The organism is Bradyrhizobium sp. USDA 4532, from assembly GCF_024171315.1.
Classification (GTDB): domain Bacteria; phylum Pseudomonadota; class Alphaproteobacteria; order Rhizobiales; family Xanthobacteraceae; genus Bradyrhizobium; species Bradyrhizobium australafricanum.
Map to the genome: position 1 here is coordinate 2741310 of NZ_JALJZN010000001.1, position 15418 is coordinate 2756727.

The 15418-nt window shown below is 64.7% G+C and carries 17 protein-coding genes; 5 read left to right on the top strand and 12 right to left on the bottom strand.

Features of this window, described 5'->3' with window-relative positions:
- Positions 1 to 51: 51 nt before the first annotated feature.
- Positions 52 to 984: an ABC transporter permease gene (locus J2R76_RS13220; RefSeq protein ID WP_229191388.1), complete on the bottom strand. Its 933-nt coding sequence runs from the start codon at positions 982 to 984 to the stop codon at positions 52 to 54.
- Positions 985 to 1168: 184 nt separating this feature from the next.
- On the opposite strand from J2R76_RS13220, the gene J2R76_RS13225 reads away from it, so the two are divergent.
- Positions 1169 to 2164, top strand: a complete 996-nt coding sequence (locus tag J2R76_RS13225; protein WP_076833425.1) for a LysR family transcriptional regulator — start codon at positions 1169 to 1171, stop codon at positions 2162 to 2164.
- Between the two features lie 128 nt (positions 2165 to 2292).
- Here the strand turns inward: J2R76_RS13225 and J2R76_RS13230 are convergent, their stop codons facing one another.
- The gene (locus tag J2R76_RS13230; RefSeq protein ID WP_076833423.1) at positions 2293 to 2508 is read right to left on the bottom strand and encodes a hypothetical protein; all 216 of its coding nucleotides are present in this window, start codon (positions 2506 to 2508) and stop codon (positions 2293 to 2295) included.
- A 41-nt stretch (positions 2509 to 2549) separates the two neighbouring features.
- On the opposite strand from J2R76_RS13230, the gene J2R76_RS13235 reads away from it, so the two are divergent.
- On the top strand, positions 2550 to 2642 hold the full coding sequence (locus tag J2R76_RS13235; protein ID WP_229159983.1) for a DUF6471 domain-containing protein: 93 nt from the start codon (positions 2550 to 2552) through the stop codon (positions 2640 to 2642).
- 289 nt (positions 2643 to 2931) lie between these two features.
- On the opposite strand, the gene J2R76_RS13240 is transcribed toward J2R76_RS13235, so the two are convergent.
- Genes J2R76_RS13240 through J2R76_RS13250 form a run of 3 tightly spaced genes read right to left on the bottom strand, consistent with a single transcriptional unit; the run spans position 2932 to position 4937 of the window.
- A complete protein-coding gene (locus J2R76_RS13240; protein WP_076833421.1) occupies positions 2932 to 3495 on the bottom strand; it encodes a VOC family protein in 564 nt (187 codons plus the stop codon).
- A gap of 16 nt (positions 3496 to 3511) precedes the next feature.
- Entirely contained in the window at positions 3512 to 4375 is an 864-nt protein-coding gene (locus J2R76_RS13245; protein ID WP_076833419.1) for an SDR family NAD(P)-dependent oxidoreductase, read from the bottom strand.
- Positions 4376 to 4379: 4 nt separating this feature from the next.
- On the bottom strand, positions 4380 to 4937 hold the full coding sequence (locus J2R76_RS13250) for a carboxymuconolactone decarboxylase family protein (protein ID WP_076833418.1): 558 nt from the start codon (positions 4935 to 4937) through the stop codon (positions 4380 to 4382).
- Positions 4938 to 5154: 217 nt separating this feature from the next.
- Here J2R76_RS13250 and ilvD point away from each other — a divergent pair, with 217 nt between their 5' ends.
- Positions 5155 to 6999, top strand: coding sequence for a dihydroxy-acid dehydratase (ilvD, locus tag J2R76_RS13255; RefSeq protein WP_076833416.1), 1845 nt, complete (start codon positions 5155 to 5157; stop codon positions 6997 to 6999).
- 436 nt (positions 7000 to 7435) lie between these two features.
- Here the strand turns inward: ilvD and J2R76_RS13260 are convergent, their stop codons facing one another.
- The 4 genes from J2R76_RS13260 to J2R76_RS13275 all read right to left on the bottom strand — a co-directional run bounded on the left by J2R76_RS13260 (position 7436) and on the right by J2R76_RS13275 (position 11239).
- Entirely contained in the window at positions 7436 to 7651 is a 216-nt protein-coding gene (locus tag J2R76_RS13260) for a hypothetical protein (RefSeq protein WP_028331505.1), read from the bottom strand.
- 657 nt (positions 7652 to 8308) lie between these two features.
- Positions 8309 to 9358, bottom strand: a complete 1050-nt coding sequence (locus J2R76_RS13265) for a hydroxyacid dehydrogenase (RefSeq protein ID WP_057020283.1) — start codon at positions 9356 to 9358, stop codon at positions 8309 to 8311.
- Between the two features lie 15 nt (positions 9359 to 9373).
- Positions 9374 to 10270: an amidohydrolase gene (locus J2R76_RS13270; protein WP_076833414.1), complete on the bottom strand. Its 897-nt coding sequence runs from the start codon at positions 10268 to 10270 to the stop codon at positions 9374 to 9376.
- Positions 10271 to 10273: 3 nt separating this feature from the next.
- The gene (locus J2R76_RS13275; RefSeq protein WP_076833412.1) at positions 10274 to 11239 is read right to left on the bottom strand and encodes a tripartite tricarboxylate transporter substrate binding protein; all 966 of its coding nucleotides are present in this window, start codon (positions 11237 to 11239) and stop codon (positions 10274 to 10276) included.
- A gap of 170 nt (positions 11240 to 11409) precedes the next feature.
- Between J2R76_RS13275 and J2R76_RS13280 the strand changes: the two genes are divergently transcribed.
- Entirely contained in the window at positions 11410 to 11961 is a 552-nt protein-coding gene (locus J2R76_RS13280; RefSeq protein ID WP_050405122.1) for a thiamine pyrophosphate-binding protein, read from the top strand.
- Positions 11962 to 11969: 8 nt separating this feature from the next.
- The gene (locus J2R76_RS13285; protein WP_076833370.1) at positions 11970 to 12572 is read left to right on the top strand and encodes a thiamine pyrophosphate-dependent enzyme; all 603 of its coding nucleotides are present in this window, start codon (positions 11970 to 11972) and stop codon (positions 12570 to 12572) included.
- 151 nt (positions 12573 to 12723) lie between these two features.
- Here the strand turns inward: J2R76_RS13285 and J2R76_RS13290 are convergent, their stop codons facing one another.
- The 3 genes from J2R76_RS13290 to J2R76_RS13300 all read right to left on the bottom strand — a co-directional run bounded on the left by J2R76_RS13290 (position 12724) and on the right by J2R76_RS13300 (position 15371).
- Positions 12724 to 13785 (bottom strand): ketopantoate reductase family protein, encoded by a 1062-nt coding sequence (locus J2R76_RS13290; RefSeq protein WP_076833368.1) that lies wholly within the window; start codon positions 13783 to 13785, stop codon positions 12724 to 12726.
- Between the two features lie 202 nt (positions 13786 to 13987).
- Positions 13988 to 14377 carry a DUF1236 domain-containing protein gene (locus tag J2R76_RS13295; protein ID WP_016842369.1) on the bottom strand — a complete coding sequence of 130 codons (390 nt, stop codon included), beginning with the start codon at positions 14375 to 14377 and terminating at the stop codon, positions 13988 to 13990.
- Positions 14378 to 14591: 214 nt separating this feature from the next.
- Complete coding sequence (locus J2R76_RS13300; protein WP_057020277.1) at positions 14592 to 15371, bottom strand: NYN domain-containing protein; 780 nt, start codon at positions 15369 to 15371, stop codon at positions 14592 to 14594.
- Between the last annotated feature and the right edge of the window lie 47 nt (positions 15372 to 15418).

Sequence of the window (15418 nt, forward strand, 5' to 3'; positions counted from 1 at the left end):
TGATTTGGAATCGCTTTGATTGGCGCGAGGGACGCGCCCAGTCTTCATGTCCTAGTCGCCTTGCCGCGCGGTCTCCTCGTCGCGGGGGTGCAGCCAGTTGTCGAGCACGATGGCGGCCAGCAGCACCACGCCCTTGATGATGTTCTGCACCTCGCTGTTGACGTCCATGATGGTGAAGGCGTTGAGCAGCGTGCCGATCAGGATGCAGCCGACCACGACGCTGAACACGCTGCCGCGGCCGCCGATTAGGCTGATGCCGCCGATCACGACGACGAGCACGACGTCGAAGATCATGGTGCCCTGGGTGATCGCCATCTGCATGCTGCCCGTGGTGCCGACCCAGACTAGGCCCGCAATCCAGGCGAGCAGTGCAACCAGCACGTGCTCGAGCACGATCAGCGGCCGCAGCGCGACGCCGGTCAGCCGCGCGGCCTCCGGATTGTCGCCCTGCGAATAGATGAAGCGGCCGATCGAGGTGCGCGACAGGAACAAATGCATTGCGATTGCACAGGCCGCGAACACCAGGATCGGAACCGGGATGCCGAACAGCCGTCCGGCGCCGAGATACATCAGGCCCGGCGCATCCTTCGGCGCATAGACCACCCAGGCCGGCGCGATCCAGAAGGCGAGGCCATAGATCACGAAACCGGCAGCCAGCGTCACGAACAGCGCCGGCGCCTCGACGAAGGCGACCATCACGCCGTTGACGACGCCGATCAGCACCGCGACCGCCAGCGCCAGCAGCACTGCCGTGAAAACAGGCATGCCGTTCTGCATGTAGATCAGCGCGATCGCCCAGGAACCCGCCATGATCGCGACCTCGGAGAGGTCGATGCCGCGGCTGATCACGATCAGACCCATGCCGAGGCCGAGCACGCCGAGGATGGAAATACTCCGCAACAAATTCAGGAGATTGGAGACGGTGGCGAAGCCGTTCAGCGTCAGGCCGAACACGATCAGGAGCGCGATGGTGATCAGGAGCACGATCTGCTCCTGGCTCGGTTTCGCAAACATTGCGCCCAGGCGAGATGATGCCGCAGGGACAGCAACGCCGCGCGATGGCGATTGCACGCTCATCGTTTCCTCCAGGTATTGATTTGCTTGAGACTTTAAGAGTGCCGATTAGTATTCGTCAAATGCATTCGGCGGATACGGATTGATCATTTCCATGCATGTACGCGACGTCGATCTGAACCTGTTCGTCGTGTTCGACGCGATCTATTCCGAGGGCGGCGTCAGCCGCGCCTGCTTCCGCCTCAACCTGACGCAGCCCGCGGTAAGCCATGCGCTCAGCCGGCTGCGCGCGATGTTCAACGATCCGCTGTTCGTGCGCCGCAACCACGTGATGACGCCGACCCCGCTGGCCCGGCAGATCATCACCACGGTGCGCCAGGCGCTCAACGGCCTCGAGACGACGCTGACCCACACCCACCGGTTCGATCCGGCGCAGACGCCGAAGCGGTTCGTGATCGGGCTGCGCAACAATCTCGAGGCACCGATGCTGAGCGCGCTGATCAACCGCATCAGCACGGTGGCGCCGCTGGTCGAGATCGCCACCGTGCGCAGCGAGCGCAACAATCTCGAGCGCGAGCTTGCCGCCGGCACCCTCGACGTCGCGATCGATACGCTGTTGCCTCTGTCGGCGGAGGTGCGGCGCGAGCAGATCCTGACGGAGCATATCGCGGTGTTCGCGCGGCGCGGCCATCCCGAGCTCGGCACCCGGCTCGACAAGAAGGCTTATTTGCGCATGGAGCATGTCTGCGTGACGTCGCGGCGCAGCGGCCTGTCATTCGAGGATTTTCAGCTCCAGCGCCTCGGCCTGACCCGCACTGTTCGCCTGACCTGTCAGAATTTCGCAACCGCCTGCCACGTCGTGAGCCGCAGCAACATGCTGCTGACCGCCTCGGAGAGCGCCGCCTCCGTGCTGGAAGATCCCGGGCTGCTGCAGTGCTTCCCCTGCCCGTTTCCGATCAGTCCGCACGTCAATTATCTCTACTGGCACGCCACCGCCGAGGACGACACCACCAATCAATGGCTGCGCGAGCAGTTGCGCGCCGCCGCGGCGCTGCTGGCCGGCAGCCGCTTCAGCAAGAAGAATCGCCGCGCAGTGAAAGCGCGCCCCAGGGTCGGCATCCCGCTTCCGGCCAGCCTCGCCGCCGAATAGCCGCGTCCGCCCGGTATTATGGCGCAAACGCCACAAGCCTACCGAAACTCCGGTTCCTAGATTCCGGGAGGGTACCGTGAGCTAGGAGAAGCGCCGTGTGGCGGCGCGCGGCTTGGGCCGCAACGCTCTTAAGTCTTTTGATTGTATGCCGGAGCGGCGTCGGCGACAAAGTAGCCGTGCGTATTGGGATTATCGACCCTCCGCCAGCAAAAGCCGCTTTCACGGCGGACCTGTATGAACTCGAGATAGACCAAATTGCAATAGAACCAGAGGGTTTTGCCGCCTTTGCGCAATGGATCCGAAAACTCGCCGCTGGCGATGAATTCAAATTCGTTAACTTGCATTCCGTTTGGCCGCCGAGGCTGTTCAGATACCGGGTGGAACCATGAAGCTGAAACGTGGATCGTTTACGGCGATCTTCTTCCTTGCATGCGTCGCGGCACTAGAGCTTGAGCAGGTAGTGCTGGAGGAGATTTGACCGCAATAACCGGCAACTTAGTGCCTTGAGGCGTTTTCAGATCGTTCCGTGATCGGGGAGAAACATATTGCTGGCGCTCGCACGAAATAGAGCGCAGCTTTGTCTCTATCACCGCACGGCCTTTCGGCATCTATCGGTGACGAGATCGCTGTCAGTCACCGCGCTCCCGCCTCGCCCCAAGCAACGCAAGTGGAGCGCGCAATGCCTGAACTGCCACGTTTCGAATCCCATTCTGTCCCGGCACGCATTTGCCTTGGCATTGCAGCTTTCAGTACTGCCGTGCTCGTCCTCATAACCCTTGTGGCGTTTGCGCCATAATACCGCGTCGGCCCACCACGCGGATCGGGTCCGAGCCGTCCCAGGTCGCGGCCACGGTCCTGATCGTCTCGAAAAACCGCCCCTTCGATCCCGAGATGTCTGAGATCTCGATCACGGTGCCGGCATGGCCGGCGGTGTCGAAATAGGCGAAGCGTCCCCTGGGGCCGCCGATCTGGCCTTCATGACCGACCGTGAAGCCTGCCGCGACGGCGCGGTCATAGAGCAACTGGTAGTCCGTGCTCCAGTACGACATGTGCTGCAGGCCCTCGCCGTGGCGCGCCAGAAAATCCAGATACATCGACGGCGCGTCGTTGCGCTGTTGGATCAGCTCGATCTGCAGATCGCCGGAATTGGCCAGCGCGATCGACATCTCGACCGCGGAGTCCACGCCGCGATAGCGGAACCAATCGACCTTGACCGAGGGGATCAGGAAGAATGGCCCGACCCGCAGTGTCTCGGTCCAGAACTTCAGCGCCGCATCGATGTCGCGAACGACGTAGCCGTTCTGACAGACCTTGCCGAACAATGCGCTCATGCGCCCTCCCCGCCGCTCACAAACCGCTGAGCCCGCTGTCGACCGCGAGCGTCTGCGCGGTGACATAGACGCTTTCATCCGACATGAAGAACAGCACGGCATAGGCGATCTCCCACGCCGTCGCCTGACGGCCGAACGGGATATGCCCCTTGCCGCGCGACGGCCGGCCCGCGCCGGCCTCGCGGCCGTTCGGGGTGTCGACCAGCCCGGGATAGACCAGATTGGCGCGGATGCCGCGCCGCGCGCCCGTGTGTGCGATGTTGCGCATCAGGCCGCCGAGCGCGGCCTTGGAGGAATCATAGACCGCCATCTGCGATCCCGCCTTCAGCGCCGCGATCGAGGAAATGAACACGATCGAGCCGCCGTCTTCGAATTTCGGCAAGGCCGCGCGGCAGCACAGCATCGGGCCGCGGACATTGACGTCGTAGATCCTGTTCCATTCCTCCGCGCTGACATTGTCGAGCCCGGTCTTGCCGAAGGTACCGATGTTCAGCACCATGCCGTCGAGCCCGCCCATCGTGCGATGCGCCTCGTCGATCATCCTGATGACGTTGGCTTCCTTGGTGACATCGGCGGCGATCGCGAAAGCGCGGCCGCCGTCAGCAGCGATGCGCGCAACCGTGTCCTCGGCCGAGGCGCGGTTGAGGTCGGCGACCGCGACATGCGCGCCCTCGCGTGCGAACAGCAGGCTCATGGCGCGGCCGTTGCCGATCGGATCGGTGGCGGCATCGAACACCCGCTGGCCGCCGCCGACCACGAGGATGCGGCGGCCGTTGAGGCGTCCCCTGCCCGGCGCGGTACCCGAGGATTCCGCGCTCAGCGGACGGACATAGCGCTCCGGCTCGGGGTCTTGCTTGGCCTCTTGCGAAGTCTCCGACATCTCGTCAACCCTGCTTCTTGCCGCCTTCGAACACGGCCATGCCGGCGGCCGGATCGAGATCGGTCTCGGTCGCCTCGGTCAGCCGCGCCATCATCATGTAGAAGCCGAGCGCGACGATCGCCTCGACGATCTCCTGATCGCTGAAATGCTCGCGCACCGTGGCAAAGGCCGCATCGCCGACGCGGACCTTCTCGACCACCTCGCGGCCGAAGCGAAGCAGCGCACGCTCGGCTGCGTTGAGTGCAGCATCGTCGTATTCGCCGCGCTCGACGGCATCGATCTGCGCCTGGGTGACGCCGACACCGAGCGCGATCGGCACATGTTGCCGCCATTCATAGGCGCCGCCCTCGAGCTGCGCGGCCTGCAGGATCAAGAGCTCGCGGTTGACCGCCGACAGCTTCTGCTTGTGCAGGATCGAATTGGCGAGCCGCATCGCCGGGATCATATTGGCCTCGGCATGGGCCATCATGCGGAAGATGTTGAGCTTGACCGGCATGCGGTCGAATGAGGCGCGGATCTCTCCGCTCGTCGTCTCCGGATCAATCAGGGGCAGCCTTGCCACGCGTGTCTCTCCCTTTTTGCTTGTTCGTTGTTCTTGCTGTCGGTACTCCCAGCTAATGCGCCGGGCCGACCGAGATCAAGCCGCCCGCGCGACATTGACCGAATTGCGGGGTTCTGCCATGCGGTTCCGCGCTTGAATCCGCATCCACGGGCAGGCATAAGGAGCGCCAACTCCCCTAAAAAATCGCCTTAGCCCAAGGATTTGAGAAGGATTTACGATGCCCGCCTATCGCTCCCGCACCACCACCCACGGCCGCAACATGGCGGGTGCACGCGGCCTCTGGCGCGCCACCGGCATGAAGAACGAGGACTTCGGCAAGCCGATCATCGCGGTGGTCAATTCCTTCACCCAGTTCGTGCCCGGCCACGTCCATTTGCAGAATCTCGGCCAACTGGTCGCGCGCGAGATCGAGAAGGCCGGCGGGGTGGCAAAAGAGTTCAACACCATTGCGGTCGATGACGGCATCGCGATGGGGCATGACGGCATGCTGTACAGCCTGCCCTCGCGCGAATTGATCGCCGACAGCGTCGAATACATGGTCAACGCGCATTGCGCCGACGCGATGGTCTGCATCTCCAACTGCGACAAGATCACGCCCGGCATGCTGATGGCGACGCTGCGGCTCAACATCCCGACCGTGTTCGTCTCGGGCGGACCGATGGAGTCGGGCAAGATCGTGCTCAAGGGCAAGAAGCGCGCGGTCGATCTGATCGACGCGATGGTCGCGGCCGCCGACTCCAACGTGTCGGACGAGGACGTCGCGGTGATCGAGCGCTCGGCCTGCCCGACCTGCGGCTCCTGCTCCGGCATGTTCACCGCGAACTCGATGAACTGCCTGACCGAGGCGCTCGGCCTCGCGCTGCCCGGCAACGGCTCGGTGCTGGCGACCCACGCCGACCGCAAGAGCCTGTTCGTCGAGGCCGGCCATCTGATCGTCGACCTCGCCCGCCGCTACTACGAGCAGGACGACGCCAGGGTGCTGCCGCGCAACATCGCGAACTTCAAGTCGTTCGAGAACGCGATGACGCTCGATATCGCGATGGGCGGCTCGACCAACACCGTGCTGCATCTGCTCGCCGCCGCGCGCGAGGGCGAAGTGCCGTTCACGATGACCGATATCGACCGCCTGTCACGCAAGGTGCCGGTGCTCTGCAAGGTCGCGCCCTCGGTGCAGGACGTCCACATGGAGGACGTGCATCACGCCGGCGGCATCATGGCGATCCTGGGCGAGCTCGACCGCGCCAAGCTGCTCACGACCGACGGGCCGACCGTGCATGCAGCAACGCTGGACGATGCGCTGAACCGCTGGGACGTGGTGCGGACCACAAGCGACAAGGTACGCAACTTCTATTGCGCCGCGCCGGGCGGCGTGCCGACCCAGGAGGCGTTCAGCCAGGACCGCCGCTTCGACGAGGTCGATCTCGACCGCGCCAAGGGCTGCATCCGCGACGCCGCGCACGCCTATTCCAAGGACGGCGGCCTCGCCGTGCTGTTCGGCAATCTTGCGGAAGACGGCTGCATCGTGAAGACCGCCGGCGTCGACGAGAGCATTCTGAAGTTCTCAGGTCCCGCCCGCATCTTCGAGAGCCAGGACGCATCGGTCGAAGCCATCCTTGGCAACAAGGTGAAGGCCGGCGACGTCGTGCTGATCCGCTATGAGGGACCGCGCGGCGGCCCGGGCATGCAGGAGATGCTGTACCCGACCAGCTATCTGAAGTCGAAAGGCCTCGGAAAGGCCTGTGCGCTGATCACCGACGGCCGCTTCTCGGGCGGATCGTCGGGCCTGTCGATCGGCCACGTCTCGCCGGAAGCCGCCGAAGGCGGCCTGATCGGCCTCGTCGAGGAAGGCGATATCATCGAGTTCGACATCCCGAACCGCAAGGTCAACCTCAAGGTCGACGATGCCGAGCTGAAGCGCCGTCGCGCAGCGATGGAAGCCAGGGGCAACGCGGCCTGGAAGCCGGCAGCGCCACGCAAGCGCGCCGTCTCGACCGCGCTGAAGGCCTATGCGGCGTTCGCCAGCAGCGCGGCCAAGGGCGCGGTTCGCATCCTGCCGGAGTGATCGGCAACCGTTCGGCCGCTTTTGGCTTCTCGTGGCGGAGTTGCTGCACCTCTCCCGCTTGCGGGGTCGAGACGAGCGAAGCTCGCTCTTAGGTCGACGCGCGACGAGCGACGCGAAGCGTCGTCCGCAGCGCGGCGGGGGTGGGGGCTCTTTCCACAATACGACTCGCGGAGCGAGCCCCCACCCCGGCCCTCCCCGCAAGCGTAGGGCAATCGCATATGGCCGTTTGAGGTAATCGGAGTTCCCACAAACTCGTCATGCCCGGGCTTGTCCCGGGCATCCACGTCTTCGTTTCCACGCGGAGAAAAGACGTGGATGGCCGGGACAAGCCCGGCCATGACGGCGCGGAGGAATCGGTTCATTCATATGCGATTCCCCTGCCCGCAAGCGGGAGAGGGAGCGCATTGCGGATGTAGCTGGTAGTCGACCTGTGACGTCAGCTCACGTGCAAGTCGGCCGCCTCGATCCGGATGCGGTCGGCATGCAGTGACCAGTCGCACAGCGATTGCTCCTGGCAAAACTTGACCTTGGCCATCTCGGTGGCCTGGCCCTCGCTCGAGGCGTCGATCTCAAGCGCACCCTGGCAAACCTCGCGCTCGCGGCCATTGCCGCCGAGCACGTCTTTCATGAAATGAACGACGAAGCGTGACATGGAACCCTCCCTGCTGCACCGGCAGAGCCCGGGGGTACCACGCTAGCACTAACACGAAAGGGTAGTGAGTTAATTCGGCTGATACGCGTGTGACTGTTCGCAGCGGGAAAAGCTACGCGCCGGCCTGGGGCAGGCTGGCGGCGGCGATCGCGACGATCTGCGCAAGACGGCGGCCGATCCTGGCGGGCGCGTTGCGGAGCAATGACTGGACCTGTCGCATGAACGTCTTCCTTCCGTGCCTGGAATGGTCGGGCACAGACGGAAAATGGCGATTTCGGGCTAAGCCGTCGATATCTCAGGGAAAATAACAACGGACGTGTTGCGAGGCGGTCGTTCGGCAGTGGGTTTATTGCCTCGATCGAGGCTGCAACGAAGGAGATTTTCTCCGGTATTTTTGCCCGCGCAACAACGCTCGCACGGCTGGCCGCTTGTGCGAGGGAAGCACCGGCGGAAGAGTTCCCTTCCGCCCTTGCGGGTATTCTCCCCCCGCAAAGCCCAGCGCTTGCACGATTTCTGAATATTGGAAATCTACCCCTGAGTTGCCCGACGCGTCAAGATGCCCGCTCGAACGCCGACAGCCGCCAGCTCCTTTGCATGGGGTTGTTTTCGATATTTTTGACCGCGCGCAGCCGCGGCCCCGCAGGGGCACTGCCGACCCTACCCCGGCATGAACCCGAACGCCTTCTCGAACCGTCTTGCGTAGACCGGCCAGACCTCGGGATTGATGATGCGCGGCGGGCGCTTGCCGTCGAGGGCATCGAGGATCTGCTCGGCGGCGATCCGGCCCATGTTGATGCGCGCCTCGCGGGTGACGCCGGCGGTATGCGGGCTCGCCAGCACATTGTCGAACTGCAAGAGCGGATGATCCGGCGGCGGCGGCTCCTTGTCCCAGACGTCGAGGCCCGCACCCGCGATTCGCTTTTCACGCAGCGCTTCCTCCAGCGCCTTCTCGTCGTGGATGAAGCCGCGCGCGGTGGTGACGAAATAGGCGTGCGGCTGCATCAGCGCGAACTGGCGCGCGCCGATCATGCCGCGGCTGTTCTTGTCCAGCGGACACGAGATCGAAACAAAGTCCGCGCGACGCAGGAGATCGTCGAGCTCGACCTTCTCCCCGCCCCGCTTTGCCATCTCATCCGCCGTGAGATAGGGATCGTAGGCGATCACCTTCATGTGCAGGAGGCCCCTGCACAGCTCGGCGATGCGGCGGCCGACATTGCCGAGACCGACGATGCCGACGGTCTTCTCCTTCAGCTCGTTGCCGATCAGGTCGTTGCGGTTGACATTGGCCTCGCGCCGCAGCCTGCGGTCGGATTGGATGATCCGCTTCGACAGCGTCAGCATCATGCCGAGCGCGTGTTCGGCGACCGAATTGGCGTTGCCGCCGGACTGGTTGACGACCAGCACGCCCGCCGCGGTGCAGGCATCGACATCGACGGGATCGAAGCCGGCACCATTCGACGACACGATCAGAAGATTCGGCGCACGCTTCAAAAGCTCGGCATGGGCATGGAAATGCGGCGCCAGCTCATCGCGCGCCGCGCCGATCTGATAGGCGTGCGCGTCGGCGAGAACAGGCGCGAACGTCGCCTCCGGCGTCTCGTTCTCGAGACGATCAAGCCTGACGTCCGGCCGCTTCTTCAGGATATCGACGTAGATCTCGTGGGCGAGGTATTTGACGTAGAACACGCGCTTGTTGTTAACGGTCATGTCTTCGAGCAGCTTTCAGTTTGGGAAGCCATAGAGTCTTGCGGGATTGTCGACCAGGATGCGGTGCCGGGTCGCCGCATCCGGCGTCCAGTCCTGGAACAGCGTCAGCAGATGGCCAGCGTCGGGCATTTCGCCTTCGACCCGCGGATGCGGCCAGTCGCCGCCCCACACCAGCCTTTCAGGATTGGTCGACACCAGCGCCTCGTGGAACGGCCGCGCATCGGGATAATCAGGGGCCCGCCGGCTCAGGCGATGCGCGCCCGAGAGCTTGGCCCAGCACCAGCCTTCGTCCACCGCACGCAGCAGGCTCTGAAAGCCCGCGGTGTTGATGCCGGCGGCAGCATCGGTGCGGCCCATGTGATCGACCACGACCGGCAAGCCGAGCGTCTTCAGCGTCGGGATCGTGTCAGGCAAATCCTTCACGTCGATCCAGAGCTGCAGATGCCAGCCGAGTTCGGCCATCACGCCCGCATGCGTCTCGGCAACGTTCAAGGGAATGCCGCCGCGATAGTGCAACTGCCCGCCGCGGAAGAAATGGTTGAAGCGCAGGCCGCGGACGCCGAGCACATGCCATTGCCGCAGCGTGCCTGCCGCCACATCGGCATCGGCCACCGCGACGCCGCGCAGCCGCGCGGGCTCACGCTGCAACGCATCCAGCATCGCCGAATTGTCGTGGCCGTGCGCGCTGCCCTGCACCAGCACGCCGCGGGCGAAACCGAGTGCATCAAGCATGCCGAGATAGGTCGCGAGCGGCGCGTCCGGCGGCGTGTAGCTGCGATCGCCGGCATAGGGGAAGCGGTCGGCCGGGCCGAACACATGCGCATGCGTATCGCAGGCCTTCGGCGGCAGCTTGTCTCTGGGCGGCGTCACCGGACGCGGCGGCAGGCAGGCGGGAATTTTTGACGCGGCCATCGTCTACTCCGCCTTCATGCCGGCGGCCTTGATGATCGGCCCCCATTTGTCGTAGTCGGCCTTGATCTTGGCGGCGAACTTGTCCGGCGTGGAGCCGATCGGGATCGCACCGAGCTTGCCGAGCCGCTCCTTCACGGCATCGGTGTTCACGGCCGCGACGAAATCATGCGAGATCTTGGCGACGAGGTCGGCCGGCATGTTGCCGGGCCCGAGCAGCCCCCACCACACTTCTGTGTCGTAGCCGGGCACGGTTTCCGACATGCTGGGCACGTCAGGCAGGAACGGCGCACGCGAGCCGGTCGTCACCGCCAGCGCGCGAACCGTGCCGGCCTGCAGCTGCCCGACCGATTCCGGTCCGTTGTTGAACGACATCGGAATTTGCGCGCCGAGCAGATCGTTGATCGCCGGCGCGCCGCCCTTGTAGGGGATCGCGTCGAGATCGATCTTGGCGAGGCTCTTGAGCAGCTCGCCGGCCAGATGGGTCGAGGTGCCGTTGCCGGCATGGGCGAAGGACAGGCTGCCCGGCTTCGCCTTCGCCGCGGCGATGACGTCGGCGACCGATTTGAACGGCGAATCCGCGCGCACCAGCAGCACGTTCGGCGACGACGCCAAGAGCGAGATCGGCGAGAAATCCTTGAAGGTGTCGTAGGGCAGCTTTGGATAAAGGAACGGATTGGTGGCGTGGCCGCTCGCCACCATGATCAGATTGTAACCGTCGGGCGCGGAGGTCGCGATCGCCTGCGAGGCGATCACCCCGCCGGCGCCGGGCCGGTTCTCGACCACGATCGACTGCGTCCAGGTCTTCGACACTGCTTCGGCGAGCGTGCGCGTCAGCACATCGACGCCGCCGCCGGGTGGATAGGGAACGAGAATATGAACGGCCTTGGCCGGGAACGGCTGCGCGGACGCAAGCCCGGCCACAAAGATGGCCGCTGCCGCAATGGCGGTCCGCCAGACCCATCCGGCCATCGACGCCTCCCGTCCCTTTTTCGTTACGCCTGTATCCCACGTTGGTCCGGCGCTGCGATGGCCAAATTCCGCAGATCGCGTTGCGGCCGCGACATGTTGACAATCGCAGGCACCGCGTCAAGTTTCGTGCGGCAAGCGGCCACCAGCGTCGCACGAGCAGGGAGAACAGGATGGCGGCCGCGGAACAAGCCTCGTCCCAGAAGACGGCGACCACCTGGCACGGCATCGTGCTGCAGACGCTGAAGCGGAACGAGATCAAGCTCGTGCCCTACGTGCCCGACCGGGTGCTGACCACGCTGATCAAGGACCTGCACGCCGATCCCTACTTCACGACATTTCCGACCGCGCGCGAGGAAGAAGCGGTCGGCATCGTTTCCGGTGCCTGGATGGCGGGCACGCGCGGCGCGGTGCTGATGCAGACCTCGGGCTTTGCCACGCTGGCCAATGTGCTGGCCTCGCTCGCGGTGCCCTACCAGATCCCGTTGATCATGTTCGTCTCCGAGCGCGGCACACTCGGCGAGTTCAACTACGGCCAGGCGCTGGTCTGCCGCACCATGCGCCCGGTGCTGGATTCGCTGGCCATGGAGCATCACACCATCACCCGGCTCGACGAGCTCGAATTCATTGCCGACCGCTCGATCAAGCAGGCCGTCACCACCCAGGCGCCGGTGGCACTGATACTCTCGCCGCTGCTGACCGGCGGCAAGACCTTCGACAAGTGAGATCAGCCATGACCAGCACCCCCGCGCGCAACACCAAGGTGATGAACCGCTTCGAGCTCACCCAGCGCCTCGTCGCCGGGCTGAAGGACGAGGCCGTGGTCGGCGGCATCGGCAACACCAATTTCGACCTCTGGGCCGCCGGCCACCGCCCGCAGAATTTCTACATGCTGGGCAGCATGGGCCTCGCCTTCCCGATCGCGCTCGGCGTCGCGCTGGCGCAGCCGAAGCGGCGCGTATTCGCACTCGAAGGCGACGGCTCGCTGCTGATGCAGCTCGGCTGCCTCTCGACCATCGCGACACTGGCGCCGAAGAATCTCACCATGGTGGTGATGGACAACGGTATCTACCAGATCACGGGCGCGCAGCCGACGCCGGCCGCCGGCCATACCGATATCGTTCAGGTCGCAATCGCCAGCGGCATCGCGAGCAGCTCATGGGCCGCCGACGAGGACGATTTCGAGCGACTGATCGAGCAGTCGAAACAGGCCTCCGGCCCAACCTTGATCGGCGTCCGCATCGACGACAAGCCCGGCACCGGCACCACCCGCCGCGACCCCGTGCAGATCCGCGAGCGGTTCATGAACGGGATGGGGGTACGGCAGCTGCTGTAGGCAAGACCCGCCGGCCGCGCATCCGTCATTGCGAGGAGCTCGCGACAAAACTGCAGAGCAATCTTGCGCTGAAGTGACGAGGCAATCCATCATTCCACAGATGCGGAGAGATGGATTGCTTCGCTGCGCTCGCAATGACGGCCGTGGCCACTCAATTCATCCTCAACTCCGTGATGTGCCGCGGATCCGGCGCGAGCTCGCCGCGTTCGACGCGCTTGACGATGTCGGTCAGCGCGGCATTGGCGTTGCACGCGATGCCGAGCTTCTCGCCTTCGCGAACCACGAGCCCGTTGAGGAATTCGATCTCGGTGCGGCGGCCCTTCTGCATGTCCTGGCCCATCGAGGGACGCTGCGCCGATGAGGTGCGCTTGGCATCCTTGAAGCGCTGCTCGTCGCAGGCACGCGTTGCGGCCTCGTCGCCCTCGCCGGCGCGGGCGATGGTCTCGGGCGGCAGATGCAGGATCTCCTCCAGCTGATAACCCTGCGCCTGGCCGACGCGGATCGCCTCGCTGCCGAGCCGGGTCGAGAAGCGGCGCAGCGGTTCGCTTTGCAGCACCTCGCCGCCCGCCAGACCCGTGCAGGCCGAGAGCCCGTTGCCCATCACGTTGGCGACGAGCTTGGACCAGCGCTCGCCCCAGAGATTGGAGGTGACCTTGGCGCTGTCGGAATAACCGACCAGGCGGCAGACTTCCTCCGCCCGCGCGGTGATCCGGCCATGCACCTCGCCGGCGCGAAACACGGTGTGGGCGGCCCCGCCCTTGCCGGCGCCGCGGTGGATATGGCCCGGCTCCGGCAAATTGACGGTGATGCTGCTCGCGATGCAGCCGAGCGTCTTGCCCCAGCCGACGATGCCGGCGATGGTCTCCTCGTTCATACAGTTCTGCAGCGAGACGACGTAACCGTCCGCCGCCAGATATTGCCGGATCAGCATGGTGGCCCAGGCGGTGTCGTAGGACTTCATGCAGACGAAGGCGATGTCGACCGGTTTCTCTTTCGCCAGCTGCTGCGCGTCGGTGACATCAAGCGCGCGCACCGGCACCGAGAATTCCGCGACGTCCATCGCGTGCGTGACGCGCAGGCCGTGCTTGCGCATGTGCTCGACATGCGCGGGCCAGGGATCGATGAAGGTGACGTCCTCCCCCGCCTGCACCATATGCGCACCGGCGTAGCCGCCGACAGCGCCCGCGCCGACGATCGCGATCTTCCGAGCCATGCTTCCATCCCCTGTTCTTGATTGAGACGAACGCTGGCTGCGTCCATCCGTTGCGGATCAGTCTAGGGGATCGCGGCGTCAGGCCAACCGGTCGCTTCATGAAAAAAGCGGGCCTGTGCCATACCAGTATTCATGGGACTCAGGAAAATCCCCGCGGGCGATGGGCCCGCGAGGATCTTCGTAGTCAGACGTCTCGACGCGATCAGTCGATGATCTTGACGATCCGGCGGGTGCGCGGCTCCACGATCACGCGGCGATCATTGACGACCGCATAGCGATACTCGGTGTAGCGCGGCACCGGGCGCAGCACGACGGTGTCGGGCAGCGGCTCGCCGACGACGACGCGTTCACGCACCACCACCGACGGCTCGTTGCGCGGGATCGACGTGATCACCGCATTCGGAATCTCGAGGCCGGCGCCGACCGCGGCACCCACCGTGCCGCCGACGATCTCGCCGACAGGCCCCGCGATTTCGCCGCCAGCCCGCGCGCCGTTCGCGGCACCCGCCGCAGTCGTGGACTGCGCGAAGGCCGAGCCGGACGCGAGCAGCGACGCAGCAGCGACAAGGGACACAGCAAAACGCTTGTTCATGATTCTCCTCCTCCGAATTGATCGATGCCCCCTCAACATCGCAAGCAACGAGAACGTTCCAGTTCCAACGCTGCAACCCGCGCAACGCCAGTTCCGCGCGCAATTCGCTTGATTCCGGCACGAACGAAAATGCTGCTCCGAACAACCTTCGAAGCAGCATTCATCCTGGGTTCAGATTCAGAGATCGTGCAGAACAGACCGCACTGCGCGCCGTTCATTCCGGCGATTTTTGATCGGCTCGCCGTCTCGGAGCTCGCCGTCTTGGCGGCGGTGCAGCCGCTGGCTTGATGCGAATTCGCATCGTCCCGCCTTTCGACTCGATCTCGAAAGCGTTGGTCCTGCGCACCAGTTCGCCGAGGGTGCGGAAGCCGTAGGTCCTCTGATCGAAATCCGACGCGAAATTAGCCAGCTGCCGTCCGACCTCGCCAAGCGTGACCCAGCCGTCTTCGCTCGCCATCTGGCTGATGACCTTCTTGATGATCGGCGTGGCAGCCTCCGGCGGCTGCAACGGCTGCGCCCGCACGGCGGCATCCTGATTGCTCGGCGCGCCGCCGCGCAGATTCTCGGTATAGACGAACCGGCGGCAGGCCTGCCGAAAACTCTCCGGCGTCTTCTGCTCGCCGAACCCGAACACGTCGATGCCGTGCTCGCGGATGCGGGCGGCAAGCCGGGTGAAATCGCTGTCCGACGACACCAGGCAAAAGCCATCGAACCGTCCGCTGTGCAGCAGGTCCATGGCGTCGATCACCAAGGTGATGTCGGATGCATTCTTCCCGGTCGTATAGGCGAATTGCTGCTGCGGGATGATGGCGTGCTTCGACAGGATGTCGGCCCAGCCCTTGGACCTGGGATTGGAGAAGTCGCCGTAGATCCGGCGCACGCTGGCCTCGCCGATCTTGGCGATCTCCTCGAACAGCCCATCGGCGATCTTCGCAGATGCGTTGTCGGCGTCGATCAGGACGGCCAGACGAGGCGAACGGAGTTCGGAAGGCATGGCATTTCTCGGCTGGGACAGGATGAATGGACAATTCCGCAGACAGC

Excerpts from the sequence above, each read along its gene's own strand:
- J2R76_RS13225 (WP_076833425.1), top strand. The coding sequence starts at position 1,169 with ATGCATGTACGCGACGTCGATCTGAACCTGTTCGTCGTGTTCGACGCG.
- J2R76_RS13230 (WP_076833423.1), bottom strand. The coding sequence starts at position 2,508 with ATGCAAGTTAACGAATTTGAATTCATCGCCAGCGGCGAGTTTTCGGAT.
- J2R76_RS13235 (WP_229159983.1), top strand. The coding sequence starts at position 2,550 with ATGAAGCTGAAACGTGGATCGTTTACGGCGATCTTCTTCCTTGCATGC.
- J2R76_RS13240 (WP_076833421.1), bottom strand. The coding sequence starts at position 3,495 with ATGAGCGCATTGTTCGGCAAGGTCTGTCAGAACGGCTACGTCGTTCGC.
- J2R76_RS13245 (WP_076833419.1), bottom strand. The coding sequence starts at position 4,375 with ATGTCGGAGACTTCGCAAGAGGCCAAGCAAGACCCCGAGCCGGAGCGC.
- ilvD (WP_076833416.1), top strand. The coding sequence starts at position 5,155 with ATGCCCGCCTATCGCTCCCGCACCACCACCCACGGCCGCAACATGGCG.
- J2R76_RS13260 (WP_028331505.1), bottom strand. The coding sequence starts at position 7,651 with ATGTCACGCTTCGTCGTTCATTTCATGAAAGACGTGCTCGGCGGCAAT.
- J2R76_RS13265 (WP_057020283.1), bottom strand. The coding sequence starts at position 9,358 with ATGACCGTTAACAACAAGCGCGTGTTCTACGTCAAATACCTCGCCCAC.
- J2R76_RS13270 (WP_076833414.1), bottom strand. The coding sequence starts at position 10,270 with ATGGCCGCGTCAAAAATTCCCGCCTGCCTGCCGCCGCGTCCGGTGACG.
- J2R76_RS13275 (WP_076833412.1), bottom strand. The coding sequence starts at position 11,239 with ATGGCCGGATGGGTCTGGCGGACCGCCATTGCGGCAGCGGCCATCTTT.
- J2R76_RS13280 (WP_050405122.1), top strand. The coding sequence starts at position 11,410 with ATGGCGGCCGCGGAACAAGCCTCGTCCCAGAAGACGGCGACCACCTGG.
- J2R76_RS13285 (WP_076833370.1), top strand. The coding sequence starts at position 11,970 with ATGACCAGCACCCCCGCGCGCAACACCAAGGTGATGAACCGCTTCGAG.
- J2R76_RS13290 (WP_076833368.1), bottom strand. The coding sequence starts at position 13,785 with ATGGCTCGGAAGATCGCGATCGTCGGCGCGGGCGCTGTCGGCGGCTAC.
- J2R76_RS13295 (WP_016842369.1), bottom strand. The coding sequence starts at position 14,377 with ATGAACAAGCGTTTTGCTGTGTCCCTTGTCGCTGCTGCGTCGCTGCTC.
- J2R76_RS13300 (WP_057020277.1), bottom strand. The coding sequence starts at position 15,371 with ATGCCTTCCGAACTCCGTTCGCCTCGTCTGGCCGTCCTGATCGACGCC.